The 25,487-nt window shown below is 63.8% G+C and carries 27 protein-coding genes and 1 tRNA gene; 27 read left to right on the top strand and 1 reads right to left on the bottom strand.

The features are described 5' to 3' along the window. Positions 1-373: 373 nt before the first annotated feature. The 9 genes from glyA (at position 374) to AC0QTX_RS04095 (ending at position 10,046) form a co-directional block, all read left to right on the top strand. Complete coding sequence (gene glyA, locus AC0QTX_RS04055) at positions 374-1,678, top strand: serine hydroxymethyltransferase (RefSeq protein ID WP_474602542.1); 1,305 nt, start codon at positions 374-376, stop codon at positions 1,676-1,678. 120 nt (positions 1,679-1,798) lie between these two features. Beyond that, the gene (nrdR, locus tag AC0QTX_RS04060) at positions 1,799-2,308 is read left to right on the top strand and encodes a transcriptional regulator NrdR (RefSeq protein ID WP_474602543.1); all 510 of its coding nucleotides are present in this window, start codon (positions 1,799-1,801) and stop codon (positions 2,306-2,308) included. Between the two features lie 187 nt (positions 2,309-2,495). Beyond that, on the top strand, positions 2,496-3,623 hold the full coding sequence (gene ribD, locus AC0QTX_RS04065; protein WP_474602544.1) for a bifunctional diaminohydroxyphosphoribosylaminopyrimidine deaminase/5-amino-6-(5-phosphoribosylamino)uracil reductase RibD: 1,128 nt from the start codon (positions 2,496-2,498) through the stop codon (positions 3,621-3,623). Continuing rightward, on the top strand, positions 3,623-4,258 hold the full coding sequence (locus AC0QTX_RS04070; RefSeq protein WP_474602545.1) for a riboflavin synthase: 636 nt from the start codon (positions 3,623-3,625) through the stop codon (positions 4,256-4,258). The genes ribD and AC0QTX_RS04070 overlap by 1 nt, the downstream gene beginning before the upstream one ends. A gap of 177 nt (positions 4,259-4,435) precedes the next feature. Next, positions 4,436-4,924: a 6,7-dimethyl-8-ribityllumazine synthase gene (ribH, locus tag AC0QTX_RS04075; RefSeq protein ID WP_474602546.1), complete on the top strand. Its 489-nt coding sequence runs from the start codon at positions 4,436-4,438 to the stop codon at positions 4,922-4,924. 2 nt (positions 4,925-4,926) lie between these two features. Beyond that, positions 4,927-5,409 carry a transcription antitermination factor NusB gene (gene nusB, locus AC0QTX_RS04080; protein WP_474602547.1) on the top strand — a complete coding sequence of 161 codons (483 nt, stop codon included), beginning with the start codon at positions 4,927-4,929 and terminating at the stop codon, positions 5,407-5,409. 158 nt (positions 5,410-5,567) lie between these two features. Continuing rightward, on the top strand, positions 5,568-6,554 hold the full coding sequence (gene thiL, locus AC0QTX_RS04085) for a thiamine-phosphate kinase (protein ID WP_474602548.1): 987 nt from the start codon (positions 5,568-5,570) through the stop codon (positions 6,552-6,554). Further along, complete coding sequence (locus AC0QTX_RS04090) at positions 6,529-7,770, top strand: MFS transporter (RefSeq protein ID WP_474602549.1); 1,242 nt, start codon at positions 6,529-6,531, stop codon at positions 7,768-7,770. The genes thiL and AC0QTX_RS04090 overlap by 26 nt, the downstream gene beginning before the upstream one ends. A 149-nt stretch (positions 7,771-7,919) precedes the next feature. Then, positions 7,920-10,046 (top strand): sodium-translocating pyrophosphatase, encoded by a 2,127-nt coding sequence (locus AC0QTX_RS04095; RefSeq protein ID WP_474602550.1) that lies wholly within the window; start codon positions 7,920-7,922, stop codon positions 10,044-10,046. Positions 10,047-10,163: 117 nt separating this feature from the next. Here the strand turns inward: AC0QTX_RS04095 and AC0QTX_RS04100 are convergent, their stop codons facing one another. Further along, positions 10,164-10,619, bottom strand: coding sequence for an outer membrane protein assembly factor BamE (locus AC0QTX_RS04100; protein ID WP_474602551.1), 456 nt, complete (start codon positions 10,617-10,619; stop codon positions 10,164-10,166). A gap of 103 nt (positions 10,620-10,722) precedes the next feature. Between AC0QTX_RS04100 and AC0QTX_RS04105 the strand changes: the two genes are divergently transcribed. The 18 genes from AC0QTX_RS04105 (at position 10,723) to nuoK (ending at position 25,458) form a co-directional block, all read left to right on the top strand. After that, a complete protein-coding gene (locus AC0QTX_RS04105; protein ID WP_474602552.1) occupies positions 10,723-11,253 on the top strand; it encodes a ubiquinol-cytochrome C chaperone family protein in 531 nt (176 codons plus the stop codon). Between the two features lie 12 nt (positions 11,254-11,265). Further along, positions 11,266-11,781, top strand: coding sequence for a YceD family protein (locus AC0QTX_RS04110; RefSeq protein WP_474602553.1), 516 nt, complete (start codon positions 11,266-11,268; stop codon positions 11,779-11,781). Positions 11,782-11,921: 140 nt separating this feature from the next. Continuing rightward, entirely contained in the window at positions 11,922-12,956 is a 1,035-nt protein-coding gene (gene plsX / locus AC0QTX_RS04115) for a phosphate acyltransferase PlsX (protein ID WP_474602554.1), read from the top strand. 92 nt (positions 12,957-13,048) lie between these two features. Then, positions 13,049-14,026, top strand: coding sequence for a beta-ketoacyl-ACP synthase III (locus AC0QTX_RS04120; protein ID WP_474602555.1), 978 nt, complete (start codon positions 13,049-13,051; stop codon positions 14,024-14,026). A 125-nt stretch (positions 14,027-14,151) separates the two neighbouring features. Then, entirely contained in the window at positions 14,152-14,463 is a 312-nt protein-coding gene (locus AC0QTX_RS04125; protein ID WP_474602556.1) for an integration host factor subunit alpha, read from the top strand. Positions 14,464-14,483: 20 nt separating this feature from the next. Further along, positions 14,484-14,987, top strand: a complete 504-nt coding sequence (locus AC0QTX_RS04130) for a MerR family transcriptional regulator (RefSeq protein WP_474602692.1) — start codon at positions 14,484-14,486, stop codon at positions 14,985-14,987. Between the two features lie 156 nt (positions 14,988-15,143). Further along, positions 15,144-15,220 (top strand) — tRNA-Asp (locus AC0QTX_RS04135). Between the two features lie 281 nt (positions 15,221-15,501). Continuing rightward, positions 15,502-15,867, top strand: a complete 366-nt coding sequence (locus AC0QTX_RS04140) for an NADH-quinone oxidoreductase subunit A (RefSeq protein WP_199049922.1) — start codon at positions 15,502-15,504, stop codon at positions 15,865-15,867. Continuing rightward, positions 15,858-16,442 carry a NuoB/complex I 20 kDa subunit family protein gene (locus AC0QTX_RS04145; RefSeq protein ID WP_474602557.1) on the top strand — a complete coding sequence of 195 codons (585 nt, stop codon included), beginning with the start codon at positions 15,858-15,860 and terminating at the stop codon, positions 16,440-16,442. The genes AC0QTX_RS04140 and AC0QTX_RS04145 overlap by 10 nt, the downstream gene beginning before the upstream one ends. 14 nt (positions 16,443-16,456) lie before the next feature. Further along, entirely contained in the window at positions 16,457-17,059 is a 603-nt protein-coding gene (locus AC0QTX_RS04150; RefSeq protein ID WP_474602558.1) for an NADH-quinone oxidoreductase subunit C, read from the top strand. 20 nt (positions 17,060-17,079) lie between these two features. Beyond that, complete coding sequence (locus AC0QTX_RS04155; RefSeq protein ID WP_474602559.1) at positions 17,080-18,270, top strand: NADH-quinone oxidoreductase subunit D; 1,191 nt, start codon at positions 17,080-17,082, stop codon at positions 18,268-18,270. Between the two features lie 113 nt (positions 18,271-18,383). Beyond that, complete coding sequence (gene nuoE, locus AC0QTX_RS04160) at positions 18,384-19,442, top strand: NADH-quinone oxidoreductase subunit NuoE (RefSeq protein WP_474602560.1); 1,059 nt, start codon at positions 18,384-18,386, stop codon at positions 19,440-19,442. A gap of 14 nt (positions 19,443-19,456) precedes the next feature. Then, a complete protein-coding gene (gene nuoF, locus AC0QTX_RS04165; RefSeq protein WP_474602561.1) occupies positions 19,457-20,758 on the top strand; it encodes an NADH-quinone oxidoreductase subunit NuoF in 1,302 nt (433 codons plus the stop codon). Positions 20,759-20,766: 8 nt separating this feature from the next. Continuing rightward, entirely contained in the window at positions 20,767-22,845 is a 2,079-nt protein-coding gene (gene nuoG / locus AC0QTX_RS04170) for an NADH-quinone oxidoreductase subunit NuoG (RefSeq protein ID WP_474602562.1), read from the top strand. Between the two features lie 12 nt (positions 22,846-22,857). Next, positions 22,858-23,883 carry an NADH-quinone oxidoreductase subunit NuoH gene (nuoH, locus tag AC0QTX_RS04175; RefSeq protein ID WP_474602563.1) on the top strand — a complete coding sequence of 342 codons (1,026 nt, stop codon included), beginning with the start codon at positions 22,858-22,860 and terminating at the stop codon, positions 23,881-23,883. Between the two features lie 12 nt (positions 23,884-23,895). Continuing rightward, the gene (gene nuoI / locus AC0QTX_RS04180; protein WP_474602564.1) at positions 23,896-24,384 is read left to right on the top strand and encodes an NADH-quinone oxidoreductase subunit NuoI; all 489 of its coding nucleotides are present in this window, start codon (positions 23,896-23,898) and stop codon (positions 24,382-24,384) included. A gap of 139 nt (positions 24,385-24,523) precedes the next feature. Continuing rightward, the gene (locus AC0QTX_RS04185; RefSeq protein WP_329796393.1) at positions 24,524-25,138 is read left to right on the top strand and encodes an NADH-quinone oxidoreductase subunit J; all 615 of its coding nucleotides are present in this window, start codon (positions 24,524-24,526) and stop codon (positions 25,136-25,138) included. 11 nt (positions 25,139-25,149) lie between these two features. Then, positions 25,150-25,458: an NADH-quinone oxidoreductase subunit NuoK gene (gene nuoK / locus AC0QTX_RS04190; protein ID WP_036353841.1), complete on the top strand. Its 309-nt coding sequence runs from the start codon at positions 25,150-25,152 to the stop codon at positions 25,456-25,458. Positions 25,459-25,487 lie beyond the last annotated feature (29 nt).

Here is a 25,487-nt window from a genome sequence, read left to right on the forward strand (position 1 = left end):
AGCTTCAAACTACACGTCATCACCGGCCTCGTGCCGGTGATCTCGTTTCTGAGAGGCAATGCCCTTCTGATCGGGATGGCCGGGACGAGCCCGGCCATGACGTGGTGGGTGTCATCCCCGGCGGCCATAAGGCCGGGAAGGGGATCCATAGTGCGGAGTGTAGGGGTGGATTCCCTTCCCCTCCGCTGACGCTACGGCCGGGAATGACACTGGAACCGGCCGCGCCTCGACTCGGCGGGCCGTTGCATTCCTGAAGCCTAGTAGGCATGTCCTGTGAGCGGGTTGGCGCGGCAAAGCCCGCCATGTTAAAGGCCAAGGCAGTTAGGATCGAGCGGCCCGTGTCCGGCGGGCACACAGGAAGGCGAGGGTACTCATGAGCGCGAGTGAAGCGGCACACAGCCATCTCTCCAACAGCTTTTTCTCGGCAAGCCTCGCCGACAGCGATCCCGAGATCGCCCGCGCCATCGGGCTCGAGCTCGGCCGCCAGCGCGACGAGATCGAACTGATCGCCTCCGAGAACATCGTCTCCCGCGCCGTCCTCGAAGCACAGGGCTCGGTGATGACCAACAAATACGCGGAGGGCTATCCGGGCCGCCGCTACTATGGCGGCTGCCAGTTTGTCGACATGGCCGAGGAGCTCGCCATCGAGCGCGCCAAGCGCCTGTTCGACTGCCGGTTCGCCAACGTCCAGCCCAATTCCGGCTCCCAGGCCAACCAGGCCGTTTTCATGGCGCTGATGAAGCCGGGCGATACCTTCATGGGTCTCGACCTCGCCTGCGGCGGTCACCTGACCCACGGCTCGCCCGTGAACATGTCCGGCAAGTGGTTCAACGTGGTGAGCTACAAGGTGCGCGAAAGCGACCAGATCATCGACATGGACGAGGTCGTGCAGCTGGCCCGCGAGCACAAGCCGAAGGTGATCGTCGCCGGCGGCTCGGCCTATTCGCGCTTCTGGGATTTCGCCCGCTTCCGCGAGATTGCCGACGAGGTCGGTGCCTACTTCATGGTGGACATCGCGCATTTCGCCGGCCTCGTGGCCGGTGGCGCCCACCCGTCGCCGTTCCCGCATGCTCATGTGGTCACCACGACCACGCACAAGACCCTGCGCGGCCCCCGCGGCGGCATGATCCTCACCAACGAGGAAGACCTGGCGAAGAAGTTCAATTCGGCCATCTTCCCCGGCCTTCAGGGCGGCCCGCTCATGCATGTGATCGCGGCGAAAGCTGTCGCTTTCGGTGAGGCCCTGCGCCCTGAGTTCAAGCTCTATGCCCGATCCGTGGTGGAGAACGCCAAGGTGCTGGCCGACACCATGCTGGCCGGCGGCTATGCCATCGTGGCCGGGGGCACGGACAACCATCTCATGCTGGTGGATCTGCGTCCGAAGAAGCTCACCGGCAAGGCAGCGGAAGCAGCCATGGGCCGCGCCCACATCACCTGCAACAAGAACGGCGTGCCCTTCGATCCAGAAAAGCCGATGGTCACCTCCGGCGTCCGCCTGGGCACCCCGGCCGCCACCAGCCGCGGCTTCGGCGTGGCCGAGTTTAAGCGGGTGGGCGAGCTGATCGTCGAGACCCTGGACGGCTTGGCGAAGAACGGCGACGAGGGCAACACATCGGTCGAGGAATTGGTCAAGACCCGCGTTCACGAGCTGACCCGCCGCTTCCCGATCTATGGCTGAACGAGAGGCTGTAGTGTGTAGCCGGACATTCACCTCCTACGTCATCACCGGCACGAGGTCGGTGATGACGAAGCGGGTTGTGCGAAACAATCACGACTTCGAACTTCGAGTGGAAGGCTAATGCGTTGCCCCTATTGCGGGAGCCTGGACACCCAGGTGAAGGATTCCCGCCCCACGGACGATTCCTCGTCCATCCGCCGCCGCCGCATCTGCCCGGATTGCGGCGGTCGGTTCACGACCTTCGAGCGTGTGCAGCTGCGCGAACTCACGGTGGTGAAGCGCTCCGGACGGCGCGTTCCGTTCGACCGGGACAAGCTCCAGCAATCGGTGGACGTCGCCCTGCGCAAGCGGCCGGTGGAACCGGAGCGCGTGGAGCGCATGATCAACGGCATCGTGCGCCAGCTCGAGAGCATGAGCGACGGTGAGGTGTCGAGCGAGCAGGTGGGCGAGCTCGTCATGGAGGGGCTGAAAGGCCTCGACGACGTGGCCTATGTACGCTTCGCCTCCGTCTACAAGAACTTCCGCGAAGCCAGGGACTTCGAAGAGATTCTTGGCAAGCTGGCCGAAGGCGAGACCGAGGACGACCTCCCTCCGCCGCCGAAGAAAAAGCGCGCCGCGAGCGAGTCATGAACCACCCCGGCGCCAACGGGCGGCAATCTGATAGGATTTCTGAGGATTTGGCCGAAAAAGAATGGAGCGCAGGTTTCCCTCCCCCTTGTGGGGAGGGATCAAGGGTGGGGGTGTTGGCGCCTGACCTTCATAGGCACTCGCTCACACCCCCACCTCCAACTCCTCCCCACAAGGGGGAGGAGGGCTAATGGGGCTTTCTTCGTCAGACCGTCAACACGAGCGCTTCATGCGCCTCGCGGTTGCGCTCGGGTCCCGCCATCTCGGCCTGACCTGGCCCAACCCGTCCGTCGGGGCTGTGCTGGTCGACGAGAGCGGCGAGGTACCCGTCATCGTCGCGCAGGGCATCACCCAGGCGGGAGGTCGGCCCCATGCGGAACGCGTGGCGTTGGAGTCCGCCGGAGAGCACGCCAGAGGCGCGACGCTCTACGTCACCCTCGAGCCCTGCGCCACCCGCAGCAGTCGGAGCCACGGTCCCTCCTGCACCGACCTCATCGTGGAGGCCGGCATCGGCCGGCTGGTGGTGAGCGTGCCCGATCCCAGCCCCCATGCTGCCGGGCAGGGGTCGGAGCGGTTCGGCCTTGCTGGCATACCGATGATTGCTGGCTGTTTGGCCCAGGACGGCGCGAGACTCCATCGCGGGCACACCACGCGCATCACAAAGGGGCGCCCTGCTGTGACCGTGAAGCTCGCCCGGAGCACGGAAGGGTTCGCCGGGGCACGGCATGGCCCTCGTCTGATCCTCACGGGAGAGACAGCACAGGCGAAGGTCCACCTGATGCGCGCCCATGCGGACGCCATCATGGTCGGCGTCGGGACGGTGCTGGCGGACGATCCGCTCCTGAACGTGCGCTTGGCCGGCCTGGAGAGCCGTTCGCCCGTCCGTATTATCGTTGATTCTCAGCTGAGGACGCCGACGACGTCGAAGGTCGCAGCCGGTGCGCGCGAGATTCCAACCTGGATCGTGACGACGGGGGATGCCCCCGCCGACGCCGAAAGGGCGCTCACGGGGCAGGGAGTCGAGGTCCTGCGGGTCTCAAGGGATGAACTCGGCCGCGTTTTCGTACCCGAGGCCCTACAGCTTCTCGGCACACGTGGCATCACGCAGGTGTTCTGCGAGGGCGGCCCGGATCTGGCGGACGCCTTGGCGAAAGACGATCTCATCGACGATCTGGTCCTGATCACGGGCCGCTCCGCGCGGGGACGGGGCGACATTCCGGCGCTCGGCGCGTCGCTGCAGGACCGAATGGATCATCTTAGCTTATGGGCCGAGGAGCAGATCGGCCCCGATCTTTTCATGTTTTGGGAGAGACCCTGATGTTTACGGGTATCGTCACCGATGTCGGTGAAGTAGCGACGGCGGAGGGCTCTCAAGGCACCCTCAAGCGCCTGCGCATCCATGCGTCCTACGACCCCGCCACCATTGCGCTCGGCGCCTCCATCGCCTGCGGCGGGCCCTGCCTCACGGTGGTGGCGGTCGGCCCCCGCGAGGAGGGCTGCTGGTTCGACGTGGATGCCGCCGCCGAGACCCTGGAGCGCACCACCGTCGGCGATTGGCAGGCGGGCACGAAGGTCAACCTGGAGCGCTCCCTGAAGATCGGCGACGAACTCGGCGGCCATATCGTCACCGGGCATGTGGACGGTGTGGCCACCATCGTGGCCAAGGAGGCGATCACCGCCGGCGACGATCCGTGGGGGCCGACAGCCCGCTTCACCCTCAAGGTGCCGCCGGCGCTCGCCCCGTTCATCGCCGAGAAGGGCTCGGTCTGCCTCGACGGCACGTCGCTCACCGTGAACTCCGTCAATGAGGACATGTTCTCCGTGCTCATCATCCCGCACACGCTCAGCGTGACCACCTGGGGCGACCGGCAGGTGGGCGACAAGCTCAACCTGGAGGTCGACCTCATGGCCCGCTACGCGGCGCGGCTTGCGGACGCGCGCCGGGCGGGGTAGGGGAACGCTTAACGTTTCCCGCATTCCATACTCAGCCCTCATCCTGAGGAGGCCGCCAGGCCGTCTCGAAGGATCAGGGCGTTTCCAGTTCTCTCTGGATCCTCCTTCGAGACGCCTGCTCCGCAGGCTCCTCAGGATGAGGGCAGAGAGGCTGTCAGAGTTCTGAACGGATTTCTCATGGTCGCCCATTTCGCCAAGCCGCAAGGCCCCCGTCCGCCGGTTCCCGGTGCCCGCATCCTGGTCGTCGAAGCCCGCTTCTACGACGACATCGCCGACGAGTTGCTGCGCGGCGCCCAAGGGGCCGTCGAGGCCGCGCAGGCCACCATGGACGTGCTGACCCTGGACGGGGCTCTCGAGATCCCGGCCACGATCGCCATTGCGCTCGACGCGGCCGAGAAGGCGGGCAAGCCCTATGACGCCGTCGTGGCCCTGGGATGCGTGATCCGCGGCGAGACCGGCCACTACGACATCGTGGCCGGCGAGAGCGCCCGTGCCCTCATGGACCTGTCGGTCGAGCGCCGCATTCCGCTCGCAAACGGCATCCTGACGGTCGAGAATGATCAGCAGGCCTGGACCCGCGCGAGCGTGAATGAATTGAATAAGGGCGGGGGCGCAGTCGAAGCAGCGCTCGCCGTCCTGCGCATCAAACAGAAACTGGAGGCCTGATCATGACGAAGCCAGCAGAGCGCTCGGCCGCTCGCCTCGCTGCGGTCCAGGCCCTCTACCAGATGGACATTTCCGGCAAGACCGTCATCGACGCGCTCGCCGAGTTCGAGGCCTTCTGGATCGGCCGCGAGGTCGAGGGCATCGAGTTCAAGCCGTCGGACACCACCTTCTTCCGCGACATCCTGTCGGGCGTGGTCAAGAACCAGCGCGACATCGACGTCAGGATCGACAACGCGCTGGCCACCGACTGGCCCCTCAAGCGCGTCGAGGCGGTGCTGCGCGCCATCCTGCGCGCCGGTGGCTACGAGCTGATGTTCCGCAAGGACGTGCCGGCCCGCGTGGTCATCACCGAGTACGTGGACGTGACCCACGGCTTCTACGGCGACGATGAGCCGGGTCTCGTCAATGCGGTGCTCGACAAGGTCGCCCGCGAGGTTCGCCCCGGCGAACTGGAGAAGAAGGCCGCCGGCCAGGGCGGGCGATAAGCGCCAAAACCCACTGGTATTCGTGATGAAGGCCCTCCTCCCCCTTGTGGGGAGGAGTTGGAGGTGGGGGTGTGAGCGAGTGCCTATGAAGGTCAGGCGCCAACACCCCCACCCTTGATCCCTCCCCACAAGGGGGAGGGAAGGAGCCGGGTCTAATTATGAGTGTTCAACGACCTTCGGAAGACAGCCTCATCGCGCGATTCTTCGCTCCCATCGCCGGAGATGGCGCCTTAGGCCTCAAGGACGATGCTGCCCGCCTGACGCCCAAGCCCGGCCATGACCTCGTCCTCACCACGGATGCCCTTGTCGAGCGCGTCCATTTCCTGCCCGAGGACGCCCCCGGCTCCATCGCCCGCAAGGCGCTTGGCGTCAACGTCTCGGACCTCGCCGCGAAAGGGGCGGAACCGGCTGGCTTCCTCCTCAGCCTCGCCCTGCCTGACGGCTGGACGGAGAGCTGGCTCGCCGACTTCGCCGCCGGTCTCGGAGAAGCCTCCCGCGATTTCGCCTGCCCGCTCCTCGGAGGCGATACCGTTAAGGCGAGGGGGCCGCTGACCCTCTCCGTCACGGCGGTCGGGCAGGTTCCGACGGGCCGGATGGTCCTGCGCACAACGGCGCAGGCTGGCGATCTCATCTGCGTCACGGGCACCATCGGTGACGCGGCCTTGGGACTCAAGCTCCGCTTCACCCCAGCCTGGAGCGATGGCCTCGCGCCGGACGAGAAGGCGCATCTCGCCGACCGCTACCTCCACCCCCAGCCAAGACACCCGTTGGCGGGTGCCCTGCGCAACCACGCCAGTGCCGCCATGGACGTCTCGGACGGGCTTGCGGGCGATCTCGCCAAGATGATGAAGGCCAGCGGCGTCTCGGCCATCGTCGAAGCGGATCAGGTGCCGCTCTCGCCTGCGGCGGCCAAGGCCATTCAGGCGTCGCCGGAACTGCTCCACTTGGCCCTCACCGGCGGCGACGATTACGAGATTCTCTGTACCGTTCCGGAAAAGACCCTCGACAGCTTTCTCCAACAGGCCGATAGCATCGGGATCCCCCTGTCCGTCATCGGCCGAGTCGTCCCAGGGCACGACCGGCCGGTCTTTCGGATGAACGGTCTCGAAAGACGCTACGATGTCGGCTCCTACCAGCATTTCTGACACTTCGTTCCATCCGCCTGCCAACAACGATGCCGTCGCCAAGCACAATGCCGTGGTGCTTGCCGTCGCTATGGCGCTGGGCGGGTCGAGCCCTGCGATCGTGGTGTCGCTCGGCGGCCTTGTCGGTCAGGCGCTCGCCTCTAACAAGGAGCTGGCGACCCTTCCCGTGAGCCTGCTCAATCTCGGCTTGGCGCTCGGCACGATCCCGGCCGCCATGCTCATGCGCAAGGCGGGACGCCGGATCGGCTATGTCGTCGGCGCGGGGATCGGCCTCGTTGGCGGCTGCCTGGCGGCTTTCGGCATCGCCTCCTACAGCTTCGTGCTCTTCTGCCTCGGCACCCTGATCATCGGCAGCTACGGCTCCTTCAACCAGAGCTACCGCTTTGCTGCAACGGATGCGGCTTCGGACATCTTCAAGCCCAAGGCAATCTCCTGGGTCATGACCGGCGGACTTGTCGCCGGCGTGGTCGGACCCCAGACCGTCATCTGGACCCGGGATGCGGTCGAGGGGGCTCCCTTTGCCGGAGCCTTCCTGGGGCAGGCGACCCTGGCCTTTCTCTCGATGATCGTCGTGTGGTTCCTGCGGCCTGCGCCGGTGAGCATTGCGTCCACCAAGGCTGGCGGCGGCAGGCCCCTGCTCGAAATCGTGCGGCAGCCTCGCTTCGTCGTTGCGGCAGTCACGGGTCTGGTGTCGTACAGCCTCATGACTTTCATGATGACGGCCGCCCCCTTGGCGATGATCGATTGCGGCCATTCGGTCGGAGCCGCCGCTCTCGGCATCCAGTGGCATATCCTGGCCATGTTCGGCCCGAGCTTCTTCACCGGCGGCCTGATCGCGCGCTTCGGCAAGGGCCCCGTGACGGCGGCCGGGCTGGTGCTGATCGCCCTCTCGGCCGTGATCGGCCTGTCCGGCATCACCATCGCCCATTTCTGGGTCACGCTGATTCTCCTCGGCCTCGGCTGGAATTTCGGCTTCATCGGAGCCACGGCCCTCGTGACCGATTGCTACCGTCCGGAGGAGCGCGCCAAGGTTCAGGCGACCAACGACTTCCTGATCTTCGGTTCGGTCGCGCTTGCTTCGTTCTCGTCAGGAAAGCTTTTGAGCGCCAGCGGGTGGGAGAGCGTGAACTGGCTGGTCTTCCCGCCGGTCGTGATTGCCCTAGCTCTTCTGGCTTGGCAGCAGAGAACGAAGGTGGGCGCACCCGCTAAAGTATAAAGGGCTTCCTGTGGGTTCTTTCCGCAGGATTGTTGCGAACTGCCTAGTTTTTTGCCACCAAATATGAAGTTCGCTGGGGGTAGGGGCCGCTCAAGGCCAGAAAACGAGCCTTGAGGAGCGGCTTTCTGCTTTCCCATAACAAGGATGGCATGATGGCACTCACCCTAATTATCTTGGGCGGGCTTCTTTCGATCGCGTATGGCTTCTGGGCCATCAGCGACGTGATGAAGCGTGACGCCGGTTCTCAGCGCATGCAGGAAATCGCCGGGGCGATTGCCGAGGGCGCAAAGGCTTACCTCCGCCGGCAATACCTCACCATTTCAATCGTGGGCGTCGTCCTGTTCGCAGTGATTGCCTATTTCCTCGGTATTCGCGTCGCCATCGGTTTTGCCATCGGTGCCATCCTGTCGGGCGTTGCGGGCTTCATCGGCATGAACGTGTCCGTACGGGCCAACGTTCGCACAGCCCAGGCAGCCACTCAGTCCCTTGGGGGCGGCCTCGATGTGGCCTTCAAGGCGGGTGCCGTGACCGGAATGCTCGTGGCCGGTCTCGCCCTCCTTGGCGTGGCGCTCTACTACGGCTATCTCACCCGGGTCGACGGTCTGGCCCCGTCCGACCGCGTTGTCATCGACAGCCTCGTGGCGTTGGGCTTCGGCGCCTCGCTGATCTCCATCTTCGCCCGTCTTGGCGGAGGCATCTTCACCAAGGGCGCCGACGTGGGCGGCGATCTCGTGGGCAAGGTCGAAGCCGGCATTCCGGAGGACGATCCGCGTAATCCTGCCACCATTGCCGACAACGTGGGCGACAATGTCGGAGACTGCGCCGGCATGGCGGCCGACCTGTTCGAAACCTATGCGGTGACCGTGGTCGCTACCATGGTTCTGGCAGCGATCTTCTTTGCCGGACAGGCGAATCTCGACACCATGCTGATGTATCCGCTCGGCATCGGCGCCGCCTGCATCGTCACCTCGATCATCGGCACCTTCTTCGTGAAGCTCGGTCAGAACGAGTCCATCATGGGCGCGCTCTACAAGGGGCTGATCGTCACCGGCGTCCTCTCCGCCGTCGCCATCGGCCTCGTGACCTGGCAGATGATCGGCTTCGGAACCATCCCGGGATCGGAGTTCACCGGCCAAGACCTGTTCTGGTGCGCCATCATCGGCCTTGCCGTGACGGCTCTCATTGTCGTCATCACCGAGTACTATACCGGCGTCGGGTTCCGCCCCGTGCGGTCCATCGCCCAGTCCTCGGTCACCGGCCACGGCACGAACGTGATCCAGGGCCTCGCGGTCTCGCTCGAATCCACCGCGCTGCCGACCATCGTCATCATTGCGGGCATCATTGTTGCCTTCAAGCTGGCCGGTCTGTTCGGAATCGCCATTGCGGTGACGGCGATGTTGGGCGTTGCAGGCATGATCGTGGCTCTCGACGCCTTCGGTCCTGTGACGGACAATGCGGGCGGTATCGCCGAGATGGCCGGTCTGCCGAAGGAGGTCCGCAAGTCGACGGATGCCCTGGACGCGGTCGGCAACACCACGAAGGCGGTGACCAAGGGCTACGCCATCGGTTCCGCGGGCCTTGGTGCCCTGGTGCTCTTCGCGGCCTACACCTCGGATCTGAACTACTTCACCCAGAATGCGGCGCAGTATCCCTACTTCCAGGGCGTAGCGCCGAACTTCTCTCTGACCAATCCCTACGTGGTGGTCGGTCTCCTGTTCGGCGGTCTCATCCCCTTCCTGTTCGGCGGCATCGCCATGACGGCGGTGGGCCGGGCAGCCGGTGCGGTGGTCGAGGAAGTGCGCCGTCAGTTCCGCGAGAAGCCGGGCATCATGGCCGGAACGGATCGTCCCGACTACGGACGCGCCGTCGACATGCTGACCCGGGCGGCGATCAAGGAAATGATCGTGCCGTCGCTCCTGCCGGTGCTGGCGCCGATCGTGACCTACTTCGTGGTCTACTGGGTGGCGGGCAAGTCCGAGGCGTTCTCGGCCGTCGGCGCCATGCTGCTGGGCGTGATCGTGACGGGCCTGTTCGTCGCCATCTCGATGACCTCGGGCGGCGGTGCCTGGGACAATGCCAAGAAGTCCTTCGAGGATGGGTTCACGGATGCCTCCGGCACCACCCACCACAAGGGCTCGGAGGCCCACAAGGCGTCCGTCACCGGCGACACCGTCGGCGACCCCTACAAGGACACGGCTGGCCCTGCCGTGAACCCGGCGATCAAGATCACCAACATCATCGCCCTGCTGCTCCTGGCCATCCTGGCCCACTCCTAGAAGCGGCAGTTCTGAATGCAAGAAACCTGCGGCGCGAGCCGCGGGTTTTTTCGTGAGACGTTCGATATGAAAATGGCCGGGATAAGCCCGGCCACCGAGGTTTCCGGAATTTCCGGCTCAGGTCCCGAACGGGTTGAAGCTGCCCACGCCGCGGAAGATCTGTCCGAGGAAGCTCGATTCCTCGCCGCCGGCAGGAGTGGTGCGGCTGATGAAGTCGAAGACCCTGCCATCCTGCAGGCCGTAGAGCGCCACGCGCTCGACCCGGAGTCCACTGTCGAAATAGACTGCCGTCACCTGCTGATCGACGACCTGCTCGCCCATGAACTGAAGGGAGCGACGGGACTTCTGGCTGATGTAGTACCAGTTCCGGTTGCCGACGGTGGATACGGTCGAGGGGGTTCCGAGGGTCTGCAGAACCTGCTCGGCGCTCATTCCCTTCCTTACCTGTGAAATGGCGCGCTCATCCACCACGTAGCCGCGTTGGAATTCCTCGCCCACCGTGCAGGCGGCGACGGACGAAGCGAGAAAGGTTGCTGTAGCCAGGCGCACCAAAAGAGGATGATATCGACGCATCGTACGGTTCTTCCAGAAATGCGGCGCGGATAAGCTTGCGCCTATGGACCGTGATGGCGTAACCCGAGGCTATGATTTTGACAAGCTTTGGAAGGGCAGGGCTTTGATCTTCAGTCTCTTCCGCAAGGATCCCCGGCGCACGACCATCGCAACTCTCTATAAGAGGATTGCGACGGCATCCCGTGAGCCGGGGCTCTACGCGTCACTTGCTGTGCCGGACACTCTCGAGGGACGGTTCGAGGCACTCTCGCTCCACATGATCCTGGTGCTCCGGGCCCTGCGCGAATTGCCGCCGCCAGCCGATGAAGTGGCCAAGGACCTGACCGACGCTTTTTTCCGGGACATGGATGCTTCCCTGAGGGAGATGGGAGTAGGCGATACGGTCGTTCCCAAGCGGATGAAGAAAATCGCCGAATCCTTCTACGGGAGGGCCCAGGCCTATGACGGGCCGCTCAGCGCTTCCGACGAGGCGGATCTCGCATCGGCTCTCGGCCGGAACGCCTATGGCAGCGAGGCACCGGCTAATGCCCTCGCGCGTTATGCTCTTGCGGCTGATCGGGAATTCAAGACGGTCGCTTTCGACGTGATTTTGGAAACGGGGCCCGTCTTCCCCAAGCCCGAAACCTTCGCATAAGGAGGGAAGCTAATGACACCTGAAACCGTGGGCCCGTTGTCGCGGCTCATCGACGTCATGAAGATCCCGCCTCGGGGGCAGGACGTGCATGTGGAAGCAACCGCCGAAGAATGTGCCGCGCTCGCTCAGGACTTCGGGCTTCCGGCAATCCAGTCGCTCAGCGGCGATTATCACCTGAAGACCTCGGCCAAGGGGATCAACGTGACAGGGATGATCAAGGCCTCGATCACCCAGATCTGCGTCACGACCCTGGAGCCGTTCGACTCCGCCATCGAGGAAGAGGTGGAGGTGGACTTCGCCGAGCCCTCAGGAATGCCGGCAGAGCCGCCGACCGACATCCATGAGTATGAACCCCCGGATGAGATCGTTAATGGCCAGATCGACCTGGGCGCTCTCACGGCCGAGTTCCTGGCCCTCGGGCTCGACCCTTACCCGCGAAAGCCGGGTGTCGACTTCACCTATCGGGATCCTTCCGACGAAAAGGATTCGCCCTTTGCAGCCCTGAACAAGCTCCGGGAAGGCAAATAGAGGGCGGGCCGAAGCTCCGTGCGTCACGATTCTTCGCCTCCCGCTGACCTTCCCCAGGGCTCAGAATTCAGTTGCGGAGCCCCCGCAAACCGCTATTTTCCGCCCCCTGTTGAATGACTTAAAAGAAAGAACAACCGTTCATGCCGAAGCCGGTGCGTATTTCGCTTGATGCGATGGGGGGCGACCATGGCCCATCCGTTGTTATCCCAGGCGCTGCCTTGGCCTTGGAGCGTCACCCCGACTTGCGCTTCCTGATGTTCGGCAACGAGGCGGTGATAGCCCCCCTGTTGGATGCACACCCCCGCCTGAAGGCCGCCACGGAGCTGCGTCACACTGAGATGGCAATCTCCATGGACGAGAAGCCGAGCCAGGCGATCCGGATGGGGCGGGGCAAGTCCTCCATGTGGCGGGCCGTGCAGGCGGTTCGCGACGGGGAGGCTGATGCCACGGTCTCGGCCGGTAACACCGGTGCCCTCATGGCTACCGCCAAGGTCTGCCTGAAGACGATGGCGCACATCGAGCGTCCGGCCATCGCCGCCATGTGGCCGACCATGCGGGGCGAGAGCATCGTGCTCGATGTCGGCGCGACGATCGGGGCTGACGCGGGACATCTCGTCGATATGGCCATCATGGGCGCTGCCATGGCCCGGATCGTCTTTGATCTGGAGCGCCCGACCGTCGGGCTCCTCAATGTCGGAACCGAAGAGATCAAAGGGATTGAGGCGGTCAAGGAGGCTGGCCGGATCCTCAAGGAGACAAGCCTTCCGAACCTCGACTATCGCGGCTTCGTCGAGGGAGACGACATCGGCAAGGGAACCGTCGATGTGGTCGTAATCGAGGGGTTCACGGGCAATATTGCCCTGAAGACCGCCGAAGGCACCGCGAAGCAGATCGGCCAATATCTCCGTTCGGCCATGAGCCGGACCCTGATGGCCAAGATCGGCTATCTCTTCGCGAAACAGGCTTTTAACGCTCTTCGGGACAAGATGGACCCGCGCAAGGTCAATGGCGGCGTGTTCCTGGGGCTCGAGGGGGTTGTGGTGAAAAGCCACGGCGGAACCGACGATCTCGGCTTCGCCAGCGCCATCGACGTCGCCTATGACATGGCGCACTTTGAACTGATGAACACAATCCGGAGCATGCTGGAGCATGATCCGGTCGGGCAGACTGCTTAGAGCATGTCCATGCTCTTAAGCTTTTGGAATGGCATGAACTTTTCGGACAAACGGTTTCCAATTGTCCGGATCATGCTGTAGGAAGGCGCATCTTGAAACGCACCCGTTCCATCGTACGCGGCATCGGCTCCTATCTGCCGAGGCGCAAGCTGACGAACCAGGACCTCGAGAAGCTGGTGGATACCTCGCACGACTGGATCGTGCAGCGGACCGGCATCGAGGAGCGTCATATCGCGGAGGACGACGAGACCACCTCGGTGCTCGGCATCAAGGCGGCGGAGGCCGCCTTGGCCGATGCCAGACTGACCGCTGATGACATCGATCTGGTGATCTGCGCGACCTCGACGCCCGACTACACCTTTCCGTCGACCGCGACCATGATCCAGACCGGTCTCGGCATGACCCATGGCGCGGCCTTCGATCTGCAGGCGGTGTGTACGGGCTTCGTCTATGCGGTGGCCACGGCCGATAAGTTCCTGCAATCCGGCTCGCACAAGCGCGCCCTTGTGGTGGGGGCCGAGACCTTCTCCCGGATCCTCGACTGGAACGACCGGACCACCTGCGTGCTCTTCGGCGACGGCGCAGGCGCCCTCGTGCTCGAGGCCCAGGAGGGAGAGGGCACCTCCGCCGATCGCGGGGTTCTGACGTCTCACCTCAGATCCGATGGGCGCTACCGGGACAAGCTCTACGTGGATGGCGGTCCGGGCTCTACGAAGACCACCGGCGTCCTGAAGATGGAAGGTCGCGAGGTCTTCAAGTTTGCCGTCGGCATGGTGGCGGACGTGGTGCAGGACGCCTTCAAAGCCACGGGGACCAGTTCAGAGGAGCTGGACTGGTTCGTGCCGCACCAGGCGAACAGGCGCATCATCACGGCAAGCGCAGACAAGCTGGGGATCGCGCAGGAGAAGGTTGTCATAACCGTCAACAAGCACGGCAACACCTCGGCCGCTTCGATACCGTTGGCTCTGGACGCTGCCCGAAAGGACGGCCGGATCAAGGACGGAGACCTCGTGATGATCGAGGCGATCGGGGGTGGCTTCACCTGGGGAAGCGCCTTGATCCGCTGGTAGGATCAAGGCAATTGAACTCTGGTGGTATCGGTCACTCGTACCTTGGCGGTTGACCGTAGGGTGCCATCTGCATAGCGTCATCACACGACGCAAGACTAACGAACTCAAGTGCGCCGGGGAGCTCAATGGCTGGCAAAACGATAACGAGAGCGGATCTAAGCGAGGCGGTTTATCAGAAGGTGGGCCTGTCGCGGACGGAGTCAGCGGAGCTGGTGGAGCGGGTGCTGGCTGAAATCTGCGATTCCCTGGCCGCCGGCGAGACGGTCAAGCTCTCCTCCTTCGGCTCGTTCATCGTGCGCAGCAAGGGCGAGCGCGTGGGCCGCAATCCCAAGACGGGAGTCGAGGTTCCGATCGATCCGCGCCGGGTCATGCTTTTCAAGCCTTCGAATGTCTTGAAGGCGCACATCAACGGTGAGACCTTCGAAGGCGAGGATTGATCCGGATGGCAAGCGGCGTCATGGACAAGAGCCCCGACGCATTCCGCACGATCAGCGAGGTCGCCGACGACCTCGATATGCCCCAGCATGTGCTGCGCTTCTGGGAAACCCGTTTCAACCATATCAAGCCTCTCAAACGTGGAGGCGGGCGCCGCTACTATCGCCCGGACGACGTCGACCTGCTCAAAGGAATTCGCCACCTCCTCTATAGCGAAGGTTATACGATCAAGGGGGTTCAGCGAATCCTGAAGGAGGAGGGTGTTCGCTTCGTCCAGGGGATCGGCCGGGGAGAGCAGTCCCTAGCCGAGCTTCGTCCCGACCGCGACGTGGTACATCCCGATGAGGAGGGTTCGGCCGCCGAGAGTTCATTGCCGGAAGTGGATGATCTCCCTCCAGCGCCAACCCGCCGCGAACTGCCCAAGGAGGCGCTCCGGGAACTCCAAGGAGCCCTGCAAGAGCTCTATGAATGCGATCGGGTTCTCGCGTCCTTGAGGAGCCACGGAGATGTTGCAGCCGTGGAATAGCCATTCAGGCGGGACGGTCGCAGCCTGAGCTTCTTTTTCGACCTCACCTCCTCGTACGAGGTTTTGATGCAGCAATGGAAAATGAGTGCGTTGCACCCTTGACAGGGGGATAGGGGGCTCTTAAACCGCACCCACACCGCTTCGGCGGTCGATTGCGCGGGCGTAGCTCAGTCGGTTAGAGTGCCGGCCTGTCACGCCGGAGGTCGCGGGTTCGAGCCCCGTCGCCCGCGCCACTCTTCCTCCTAAAATCGATCCGATACGGACCCTCAGGGTTCGTGTGCCTGCCTGAGGCTCGGAGCCAGCTGATGGGCTGGCGCCGGACGGCCGGGGGCTGCATCCTAGTTTGGAATGGTTCTTTTTGCGGCAGTGCAAACACTTGTCACGGAAGGGGATCTCGGCTAAGGCTCCGGCGCAATCAGCGTGATGTCGCAGGGGGGTGTTTTGGGCCTTTCTGAGGCTTAAATGCGTTGCAGACTGCCGGCCAGGGCCGGATTCCTGTCCTTCTAGGTGTCGTATGACGAATCTCCTCGCCGACTACCTGCCTCTTGTCATCTTTATCGGCGTCTCGCTCCTGATCGGGGTGGCGCTGCTCGTGGCGCCGTTCATCGTCGCCTACAGCCGTCCGGACCAGGAGAAGCTGTCCGCCTACGAGTGCGGCTTCAACGCGTTCGATGACGCCCGGATGAAGTTCGACGTGCGGTTCTATCTCGTGGCCATTCTCTTCATCATTTTCGACCTCGAAGTGGCGTTCCTGTTCCCCTGGGCCATTACGTTCGGGAATCTAGGCTGGTTCGGCTTCATCTCCATGATGATCTTCCTTGGAGTCCTGACGGTCGGCTTCATCTACGAGTGGAAGAAGGGTGCCCTCGAATGGGATTGATCTCAGACAATCAGTCGACCCTGGTCGCTCCTGCCCCCCGCGGCATCATCGACCCGAACACCGGCAAGCCTGCCGGTTCGACGGACCCGTACTTCGTCTCCATCAACGAGGAATTGTCCGACAAGGGCTTCCTCGTCACCTCGACCGAGGATCTGATCACCTGGGCGCGCACCGGTTCGCTCATGTGGATGACCTTCGGCCTGGCCTGCTGCGCCGTCGAGATGATGCAGATGTCCATGCCTCGGTACGATGCTGAGCGCTTCGGTTTCGCGCCGCGCGCTTCGCCACGCCAGTCCGACGTGATGATCGTGGCCGGAACGCTCACCAACAAGATGGCTCCCGCGCTTCGCAAGGTCTATGACCAGATGCCGGAGCCGCGTTACGTCATCTCCATGGGCTCCTGCGCCAATGGCGGAGGCTACTATCATTACTCCTACTCCGTGGTTCGTGGCTGCGACCGCATCGTGCCGGTCGACATCTACGTGCCGGGCTGCCCGCCCACGGCTGAGGCACTCCTCTACGGCGTTCTGCTTCTTCAGAAGAAGATCCGCCGCACCGGTACCATCGAGCGCTGAGCAAAGGTCATTGCATGAGTGCTGAGCTCCAAGCCCTGAGCGATCACATCGCCTCGTCCCTCGGCGCGGCTGTCGTGGATCGGGCCATTGCCTATGACGAGCTGACCATCGTCGCCCGTCGTGAGGATATCGTGGGGGTGGCGACCTTCCTGCGGGACGACCCGCAGTGCCGGTTCGTCTGCTTCATCGATATCTGCGGCGCGGATTACCCGGCGCGCGAAGAGCGCTTCGATGTGGTGTACCACTTCCTGGCACCACACCATAACCGCCGTATCCGGGTAAAGGTCATGACCGATGAGGCAACGCCGGTTCCCTCGCTCGTGGGCCTGTTCCCGGCGGCAAACTGGTACGAGCGCGAGGCTTACGATCTCTACGGAATCCTGTTCTCGGGACACCCGGATCTGCGCCGCATCCTCACCGATTACGGCTTCGAGGGGCATCCCCTGCGCAAGGACTTCCCGATGACCGGCTATGTCGAGGTTCGCTACGACGACGGGCAGGGCCGCGTGGTCTACGAGCCCGTCAAGCTCAGCCAGGAATTCCGCAACTTCGACTTCCTCTCGCCCTGGGAAGGCACGGATTACGTGCTGCCGGGCGACGAGAAGGCCAAGGCTTAACGGAGCGGAAAGGGCGACCCATGGGCGAGCATAACATCCGCAACTTCACCATCAATTTTGGCCCGCAGCACCCGGCGGCACACGGCGTTTTGCGCCTCGTGCTGGAGCTGGACGGCGAGGTGGTCGAGCGTGTCGACCCGCATATCGGCCTCCTCCATCGCGGCACTGAGAAGCTGATCGAGTACAAGACCTACGTTCAGGCCAATCCTTATTTCGACCGGCTCGACTACGTCGCTCCCATGAACCAGGAGCACGCCTTCTGCCTTTCCATCGAGAAGCTCCTCGGCATTCAGGTGCCCCGGCGCGCCCAGCTGATCCGCGTCCTGTTCTCTGAAATCAGCCGGCTTCTTTCTCACCTCCTCAACGTGACCACGCAGGCCATGGACGTCGGCGCGCTCACGCCACCCCTCTGGGGCTTCGAGGAGCGCGAGAAGCTGATGATCTTCTATGAGCGCATCTCCGGCTCGCGGATGCATGCCAATTATTTCCGCCCCGGCGGCGTGAACATGGACATCCAGCCGGAGCTGATCGACGATATCGAGGCTTTCTGCGACCCGTTCCTTCAGGTTCTCGACGATCTCGACACCCTGGTCATCGGCAACCGCATCTTCAAGCAGCGCAACGTCGACATTGGGACCATCACGCTGGAGGACTGCTGGAAGTGGGGCTTCTCGGGCCCGATCGTCCGCAGCTGCGGCGTCGCATGGGACCTGCGCAAGTCCCAGCCTTACGAGTGCTACGAGGAGATGGAATTCGACATCCCCGTGGGCAAGAACGGTGACAACTACGACCGTCAGGTCATCCGGATGGAAGAGATGCGCCAGAGCGTGCGCATCATGCGCCAGTGCCTGGATAAGCTCCGGGCGCCGGACGGGCAGGGGCCCGTGACGACCCTCGACGGTAAGGTCGCGCCGCCTTCGCGCAAGGACATGAAGCGCTCCATGGAGGCGCTGATCCATCACTTCAAGCTCTATACGGAAGGCTTCCACGTCCCTGCGGGCGAGGTTTATGTCCCGGTGGAGGCTCCGAAGGGCGAGTTTGGCGTCTATCTCGTATCGGACGGCACCAACAAGGCCTATCGCTGCAGGATCCGAGCACCGGGCTTCGCCCATCTCCAGGGCATGGATTTCATGTGCCGCGGGCACATGCTGGCCGACGTCGCGGGTGTTCTGGGATCCCTGGACATCGTATTTGGCGAGGTCGACCGCTGAGGAATACCTGCTCCGCAGCCGGAGTAGAAAGCCACGCCCTTTGAAGCGTGCTGAATTGGTTCAAGTCGTGTGGCCGGGTTTTTACCCGGTCATGACGATGAGGAGAAGAGTGTATGGCCGTTCGTAAGCTCGCGCCTGATGAATTGCAGCCGGAAAGCTTTGTGTTCTCTCCCGAGAACGAGGCTTTCGTAGATCAGCAGATCGCCAAGTATCCGCCTGGCCGTCAGGCCTCGGCCATCATCGCCGTGCTCGGGAAGGCCCAGGAGCAGGCGGGCGGCTGGTTGCCGCGCAAGGCCATCGAGGCTGTTGCGGCCAGGCTCGACATGCCGGTCATCCGGGTGATGGAGGTGGCAACCTTCTATACGATGTTCAATCTGGAACCTGTTGGAAAGTATTTCATCCAGTTCTGCGGCACGACGCCCTGCATGCTACGCGGGGCCGCTGATATCAAGAAGGTTCTTGAGCGCCGCATTGGGGATGCAAATCACATCCCATCCGATGGCACCTTCTCCTGGCTTGAGGTCGAGTGCCTGGGCGCCTGCTCCAACGCACCAATGGTGCAGATCAACGACGATTATTACGAGGATCTGACGGTCGAGAACTTCGAGAAGCTTCTCGACGATCTCGAGGCCGGTCGCCCGGTGCGGAAGGGCTCGCAGATTGGCCGGAACCGCTCGGAGCCTTTCGAGGCCGTGAACACCCTGCAGGACCCGACTCTGTATGATGGCTCTCTCGTCGGGGCCTGGCGCAAGCGCTTCGATGAGCAGGCGAAAGCTGCCGAGACCGGTGAAGCCGCCGCTGCCTTGGCGAGCGTCCCGGAGCAGGTCAAAGCCGCCAAGCCGACTGCGGGCCGCGCCATCGAAAGCCCTGTCGCGGATACCCCTGCCGAGAGGGCTAAGGAAGGCGAGACGCCGATCAATCCGGTCGACCGCAAGGAAGCGGCCGATCCGTCGACGGCGACCAAGGGCAAGTCTCATACGGAAGAGGGCGCACGGCCTGCCCCGCAGAGCAGCAAGTCCTACGTGGCCTCCCCGACGAAGGACGGCGAGGCTGTGCCCAACAGCCCGACGACGCCGGAAGCCGGTACGCCGCCCGCCCAAGCCGAGACACGCCGCGACGGCAGCGAGAGCAAGCCGGGCGTGACCGTCGACAAAGACAACATGACGTCCTGATGGAGTAATCGGGAATGCTTCAGGACAAAGATCGTATCTTCACCAATCTCTACGGCTTCCACTCGCCGGATCTCAAGGCCGCGAAGATGCGCGGCGCCTGGGACGGAACCAAGTTCCTCCTGGAGCAGGGCCGCGACTGGATTGTCAACGAGATGAAGGCGTCGGGCCTGCGCGGCCGCGGCGGCGCAGGCTTCCCCACGGGCCTGAAATGGTCCTTCATGCCCAAGCAGTCGGACGGCCGTCCGCATTACCTGGTTGTGAACGCCGACGAGTCGGAGCCGGGCACCTGCAAGGATCGCGAGATCATGCGGAACGACCCGCACCTTCTCGTCGAGGGCTGCCTCCTCGCGTCCTTCGCCATGGGGGCGCATGCCGCCTACATCTACATCCGCGGCGAGTACGTAGCCGAGCGTTTCGCGCTCCAGCGGGCGGTGGATGAGGCCTACGAGGCCAAGCTCATCGGCAAGGACAACATCCACGGCTACCCCTTCGACCTCTATGTCCACCACGGCGCAGGCGCTTACATCTGCGGCGAGGAGACGGCGCTCATCGAGAGCATGGAGGGCAAGAAGGGCATGCCGCGCCTGAAGCCGCCGTTCCCGGCCAATATGGGCCTCTACGGCTGCCCCACCACGGTCAACAACGTCGAGTCCATCGCCGTGGCGGGCACGATCCTGCGCCGAGGCGCCTCCTGGTTCTCCGGCATTGGTCGCCCGAATAATGTGGGCACCAAGCTCTTCTGCGTGTCGGGCCACGTGAACAAGCCCTGCAACGTGGAAGAGGCCATGGGCCTCACCTTCCGCGAACTGATCGACCGGCACTGCGGCGGCATCCGCGGCGGCTGGGACAACCTGCTCGGTGTCATTCCAGGCGGATCCTCCGTGCCGATCGTTCCGGCCGAGCAGATCGCCGACGCCTACATGGATTTCGATACGCTGCGGAACCTGAAGTCCGGTCTCGGCACCGCCGCCGTGATCGTCATGGACAAGTCCACCGACATCGTGCGTGCCATCGCCCGTCTCGCGTATTTCTACAAGCATGAGAGCTGCGGCCAGTGCACCCCATGCCGTGAAGGTACGGGTTGGATGTGGCGCGTGCTCAACCGCATGGCCGAGGGCCGCGCCCAGAAGCGCGAGATCGACATGCTCCTCGAAGTCTCGACCCAGATCGAAGGCCACACCATCTGCGCGCTCGGCGACGCAGCGGCATGGCCGGTTCAGGGTCTGATCCGCCACTTCCGTCACGAGATCGAGAAGCGGATCGACGACTACGCGGCGAACCCGCATTCCGAATCCGTCATGATCGCGGCGGAGTGAGATTGAAGATGACCAAAATCATCGTTGATGGCGTCGAAGTCGACGTTCCTGCGGAATACACCCTGCTCCAGGCCGCCGAGGCAGCCGGGGCGGAAATTCCGCGCTTCTGCTACCACGAGCGGCTCTCGATCGCCGGCAATTGCCGCATGTGCCTTGTCGAGGTGAAGGGCGCGCCCAAGCCGGTCGCCTCCTGCGCCTGGGGCGTGCGCGACTGCCGTCCAGGTCCGAACGGCGAGCCGCCGGAGGTCTCCACCAAGTCGCCTACGGTGAAGAAGGCGCGGGAAGGGGTGATGGAGTTCCTCCTCATCAACCATCCGCTCGACTGCCCGATCTGCGACCAGGGCGGACAGTGCGACCTGCAGGACCAGGCCATGGCCTACGGGGTCGACAGCAGCCGCTTCCACGAGAACAAGCGCGCGGTGACCGACAAGTATCTCGGCCCGCTCGTGCGCACCTCCATGAACCGGTGCATTCACTGCACCCGCTGCATCCGCTTCTCGGCGGAAGTGGCCGGCGTGTCCGATCTCGGCGCCCTGTGGCGCGGCGAGGACATGGAGATCACGAGCTATCTCGAGAAAGCCCTCGGCTCCGAGCTGCAGGCCAACGTGGCGGATCTCTGCCCCGTGGGCGCTCTGACCCACAAGCCCGAAGCCTACCACTACCGTCCCTGGGAGCTCACCAAGACCGACTCGGTCGACGTGATGGATGCGGTCGGCTCCTCGATCCGCGTCGATTCCCGCGGCCGTGAGGTCATGCGCATCCTGCCGCGCGTGAATGAGGCGGTGAACGAGGAGTGGATCACCGACAAGACCCGCCAGATCGTGGACGGCCTGCGCCTCCAGCGCCTCGACCGCCCCTTCGTGCGGGAGAGCGGCCGCCTGCGTCCGGCCTCCTGGCAGGAGGCCTTCGCCACAATCGCAAGCCGCGTGAAGGGCACGGACCCCAAGCGCATCGGCGCCATCGTGGGCGATCTCGCCGCGGTAGAGGAGATGTACGCCCTGAAGCTCCTCATGGAGAGCCTCGGCGTCACCAACGTCGACGCCCGTCAGGACGGCAGCGTGCTGACTCCGGTCTATGGCCGCGGATCCTACCTGTTCAACACCACCATCACCGGCATCGAGGATGCGGACGCGATCCTGATCGTGGGTTCAAACCCACGCATCGAGGCCTCTCTGGTGAATGTTCGCATCCGCAAGCGCTGGCGTGCGGCTCCTCCGCCGATCGCTCTCATCGGCGAGCATGCGGACCTCACATACCCTTACGAGTATCTGGGGGCTGGCCCCGAGACACTCTCCGAGCTTGCCGGTGGTCGTCACAGCTTCATCGAGAAGCTCCGCGGCGCCGAGCGTCCGCTGGTGATCGTGGGGCAGGGGGCTCTTTCCCGTCCGGATGGTCTGGCGGTTCTCTCCGCCGTGGCTCAGCTCGCCCGTGACGTCGGCGCGGTGAAGGACGGCTGGAACGGCTTCTCGGTTCTGCACACCGCTGCGTCCCGCGTCGGCGCCCTCGACCTTGGCCTCGTGCCGGGCGAGTGGGGTCTGAACGCCCAGACCATGGCGCAGGGCGAAGTGGACGTGCTGTTCAATCTCGGCGCTGACGAGATCGACATCGCTCCCGGTACCTTCGTGATCTACCAGGGCACCCACGGTGATCGTGGCGCCCACCGGGCCGACGTGATCCTGCCGGCTGCGACCTATACCGAGAAGTCCGGTACCTATGTGAATACGGAAGGCCGTGTGCAGCTCGCCAACCGCGCCGCCTTCGCGCCGGGCGAGGCGCGCGAGGACTGGGCGATCCTGCGGGCGCTCTCCGACGTGCTGGGCCACCGCCTGCCGTTCGACTCGCTGAACGCCCTGCGGGCAAAGCTTTATGCGGCCTATCCGCATTTCGCAGCGGTCGAGACGGTTCAGCCGGCGGACGGTTTCGCCGCGATCCAGGCGCTCGCCAATGTCGGCGGCACCCTGGGACGCGAGCCTTTCGTGAGCCCGGTGAAGGACTTCTATCTGACGAACCCCATTGCCCGCGCCTCCGGCGTCATGGCCGAGTGCTCTGCGCTCGCCCGTGAGCTGAAGCTCGAGGCGGCTGAGTAAGAGGAACGGATCATGGAATTTGGGGACATCCTCCTCGCCGTCGCGATCATGCTGGGCAAGAGCCTGCTCATGCTGGTCGCACTTCTCATCTTCATCGCCTACGCGCTCTATGCCGACCGCAAGGTGTGGGCGGCGGTTCAGCTGCGGCGCGGCCCGAACGTGGTCGGTCCCTGGGGTCTGCTCCAGTCCTTTGCCGACCTTCTCAAGTTCGTGCTGAAGGAGCCGATCATCCCGGCGCCTGCCAACAAGGGCATGTTTCTGCTGGCGCCGCTCCTGATGTGCACCCTGTCGCTCGCGGCCTGGGCGGTCATTCCGCTCAATGCCGGCTGGGCCATTGCCGACATCAATGTGGGCATCCTCTACATCTTCGCGATCTCGTCCCTCGGCGTATACGGCGTCATCATGGGCGGCTGGGCCTCGAACTCGAAGTACCCGTTCCTCGGCGCCCTCCGTTCAGCCGCCCAGATGGTGTCCTACGAGGTGTCGATCGGCTTCGTGATCGTGACGGTGCTCATGTGCGCCGGCACCCTGAACCTGTCGGCCATCGTGGAGGCTCAGAACAGCAGCCTCGGCATCCTGGGCTGGTACTGGCTGCCGCTTTTCCCGATGTTCGTGGTGTTCTTCATCTCCGCCATGGCAGAGACCAACCGTCCGCCGTTCGACCTGCCGGAGGCCGAGTCCGAGCTTGTGGCCGGTTATATGGTGGAGTATTCCTCCACGCCCTACCTGCTCTTCATGCTCGGCGAGTACGTGGCCATCATGACCATGTGCGCTCTCGGGACGATCCTCTTCCTCGGCGGCTGGCTCTCTCCGATCCCGTTCGCACCTTTCACCTGGGTGCCGGGCGTGATCTGGTTCGTTCTCAAGGCGAGCTTCCTCTTCATCCTCATCGCCATGGTGAAAGCCCTGGTGCCCCGCTATCGCTATGATCAGCTCATGCGCCTCGGCTGGAAGGTGTTCCTGCCGCTGTCGCTCGCGATGGTCGTGATCGTGGCGACAGTCCTGATGGCGACCGGCAATGCGCCGGGCGTCCGCTAACGGAGATCGGCCATGCAGCTCGACCGCATCGCCCAATCCCTCCTGCTGAAGGAGTTCATCTCAGGCTTCATCCTGACGGTGAAGTACTTCTTCAAGCCGAAGGCGACCCTCAACTACCCGTTCGAGATGGGTCACCGTGGGCCCCGCTTCCGCGGCGAGCACGCCCTGCGGCGCTATCCCAACGGGGAAGAGCGCTGCATCGCCTGCAAGCTCTGCGAGGCCATCTGCCCGGCCCAGGCCATCACTATCGAGGCTGGCCCGCGCCGCAACGACGGCACCCGTCGCACGACCCGCTACGACATCGACATGGTGAAGTGCATCTATTGCGGGATGTGCCAGGAAGCCTGCCCGGTGGACGCTATCGTAGAGGGGCCGAACTTCGAGTTCTCCGTGGAGACCCGCGAGGAGCTCTACTACGACAAGGCCAAGCTTCTCGAGAACGGGGAGCGCTGGGAGCGCGAGATCGCGAAGAACCTCGCGAAGAACGCTCCCTACCGCTAAGGGCGTCCCGTGCCGAATGAGGGCAGGGGGCAAGCAGCTCCGGCGGGTTGTCCCCGTCGGATTCGGAATCTATAGACAGGCCGCCGGGTTATCCGGGGCCACGTCGGAAGGGGCCGCTCTTTGGCGGCTTGAACTGAGCATGACGGTTACCGCCGCCTTCTTCTACCTGTTCGCGACGATCACGATCGCCTCCGGCTTCATGGTGATTGCCTCGCGCAATCCCGTGCAGTCGGTGCTGTTCCTCATCCTGGCTTTCGTGAATGCGGCGGGCCTGTTCCTGCTCATGGGAGCCGAGTTCCTGGCCATGATCCTGGTGATCGTCTATGTGGGCGCGGTCGCGGTGCTCTTCCTCTTCGTCGTCATGATGCTCGACGTGGACTTCGCGGCGCTCCGCCAGGGTTTCCTGCAGTACCTGCCCATCGGCGGCCTCATCGGGCTGATCCTCCTGCTGGAACTGATCCTCGTGGTCGGCACCTATACCATCGATCCCGGTCTGGTCCGGTCGCCGGCGGTGCCGATCCCGTCTGCCGACGTCATGACCAACACCGAGGCCATCGGCCAGGTGCTCTATACCCGCTACTTCTACTTCTTCCAGGCCGCCGGCCTCATCCTGCTCGTGGCCATGATCGGAGCCATCGTGCTCACCCTGCGCGAGCGGGTAGGCGTGAGGCGTCAGGACATTTCCAAACAGAATGCCCGGACGCAGGAAACCGCCGTCGAGGTGCGGAAGGTTCCCTTCCGTCAGGGTATCTAAGGAGGCACGCCATGGTTATCGGACTGGGTCACTACCTCACCGTCGCCGCCGTCCTCTTCACCCTCGGGGTGTTCGGCATCTTCATCAACCGGAAGAACGTGATCGTCATCCTGATGTCCATCGAGCTGATCCTGCTCGCCGTAAACATCAACATGGTGGCCTTCTCGACCCACCTGAACGACATCGTCGGCCAGGTCTTCGCCATGCTGATCCTCACGGTCGCGGCGGCGGAGGCGGCCATCGGGCTGGCCATTCTGGTGGTCTTCTTCCGCAACCGCGGCTCCATCGCGGTTGAAGACGTCAACATGATGAGGGGCTAAGGCCCGCACGATCGGCGAAGTAAACGCAC

The sequence above is a fragment of the Microvirga sp. jy35 genome (assembly GCF_056148915.1).

Excerpts from the sequence above, each read along its gene's own strand:
- glyA (WP_474602542.1), top strand. The coding sequence starts at position 374 with ATGAGCGCGAGTGAAGCGGCACACAGCCATCTCTCCAACAGCTTTTTC.
- nrdR (WP_474602543.1), top strand. The coding sequence starts at position 1,799 with ATGCGTTGCCCCTATTGCGGGAGCCTGGACACCCAGGTGAAGGATTCC.
- ribD (WP_474602544.1), top strand. The coding sequence starts at position 2,496 with ATGGGGCTTTCTTCGTCAGACCGTCAACACGAGCGCTTCATGCGCCTC.
- AC0QTX_RS04070 (WP_474602545.1), top strand. The coding sequence starts at position 3,623 with ATGTTTACGGGTATCGTCACCGATGTCGGTGAAGTAGCGACGGCGGAG.
- ribH (WP_474602546.1), top strand. The coding sequence starts at position 4,436 with ATGGTCGCCCATTTCGCCAAGCCGCAAGGCCCCCGTCCGCCGGTTCCC.
- nusB (WP_474602547.1), top strand. The coding sequence starts at position 4,927 with ATGACGAAGCCAGCAGAGCGCTCGGCCGCTCGCCTCGCTGCGGTCCAG.
- thiL (WP_474602548.1), top strand. The coding sequence starts at position 5,568 with ATGAGTGTTCAACGACCTTCGGAAGACAGCCTCATCGCGCGATTCTTC.
- AC0QTX_RS04090 (WP_474602549.1), top strand. The coding sequence starts at position 6,529 with ATGTCGGCTCCTACCAGCATTTCTGACACTTCGTTCCATCCGCCTGCC.
- AC0QTX_RS04095 (WP_474602550.1), top strand. The coding sequence starts at position 7,920 with ATGATGGCACTCACCCTAATTATCTTGGGCGGGCTTCTTTCGATCGCG.
- AC0QTX_RS04100 (WP_474602551.1), bottom strand. The coding sequence starts at position 10,619 with ATGCGTCGATATCATCCTCTTTTGGTGCGCCTGGCTACAGCAACCTTT.
- AC0QTX_RS04110 (WP_474602553.1), top strand. The coding sequence starts at position 11,266 with ATGACACCTGAAACCGTGGGCCCGTTGTCGCGGCTCATCGACGTCATG.
- plsX (WP_474602554.1), top strand. The coding sequence starts at position 11,922 with ATGCCGAAGCCGGTGCGTATTTCGCTTGATGCGATGGGGGGCGACCAT.
- AC0QTX_RS04125 (WP_474602556.1), top strand. The coding sequence starts at position 14,152 with ATGGCTGGCAAAACGATAACGAGAGCGGATCTAAGCGAGGCGGTTTAT.
- AC0QTX_RS04130 (WP_474602692.1), top strand. The coding sequence starts at position 14,484 with ATGGACAAGAGCCCCGACGCATTCCGCACGATCAGCGAGGTCGCCGAC.
- AC0QTX_RS04140 (WP_199049922.1), top strand. The coding sequence starts at position 15,502 with ATGACGAATCTCCTCGCCGACTACCTGCCTCTTGTCATCTTTATCGGC.
- AC0QTX_RS04145 (WP_474602557.1), top strand. The coding sequence starts at position 15,858 with ATGGGATTGATCTCAGACAATCAGTCGACCCTGGTCGCTCCTGCCCCC.
- AC0QTX_RS04150 (WP_474602558.1), top strand. The coding sequence starts at position 16,457 with ATGAGTGCTGAGCTCCAAGCCCTGAGCGATCACATCGCCTCGTCCCTC.
- AC0QTX_RS04155 (WP_474602559.1), top strand. The coding sequence starts at position 17,080 with ATGGGCGAGCATAACATCCGCAACTTCACCATCAATTTTGGCCCGCAG.
- nuoE (WP_474602560.1), top strand. The coding sequence starts at position 18,384 with ATGGCCGTTCGTAAGCTCGCGCCTGATGAATTGCAGCCGGAAAGCTTT.
- nuoF (WP_474602561.1), top strand. The coding sequence starts at position 19,457 with ATGCTTCAGGACAAAGATCGTATCTTCACCAATCTCTACGGCTTCCAC.
- nuoG (WP_474602562.1), top strand. The coding sequence starts at position 20,767 with ATGACCAAAATCATCGTTGATGGCGTCGAAGTCGACGTTCCTGCGGAA.
- nuoH (WP_474602563.1), top strand. The coding sequence starts at position 22,858 with ATGGAATTTGGGGACATCCTCCTCGCCGTCGCGATCATGCTGGGCAAG.
- nuoI (WP_474602564.1), top strand. The coding sequence starts at position 23,896 with ATGCAGCTCGACCGCATCGCCCAATCCCTCCTGCTGAAGGAGTTCATC.
- AC0QTX_RS04185 (WP_329796393.1), top strand. The coding sequence starts at position 24,524 with ATGACGGTTACCGCCGCCTTCTTCTACCTGTTCGCGACGATCACGATC.
- nuoK (WP_036353841.1), top strand. The coding sequence starts at position 25,150 with ATGGTTATCGGACTGGGTCACTACCTCACCGTCGCCGCCGTCCTCTTC.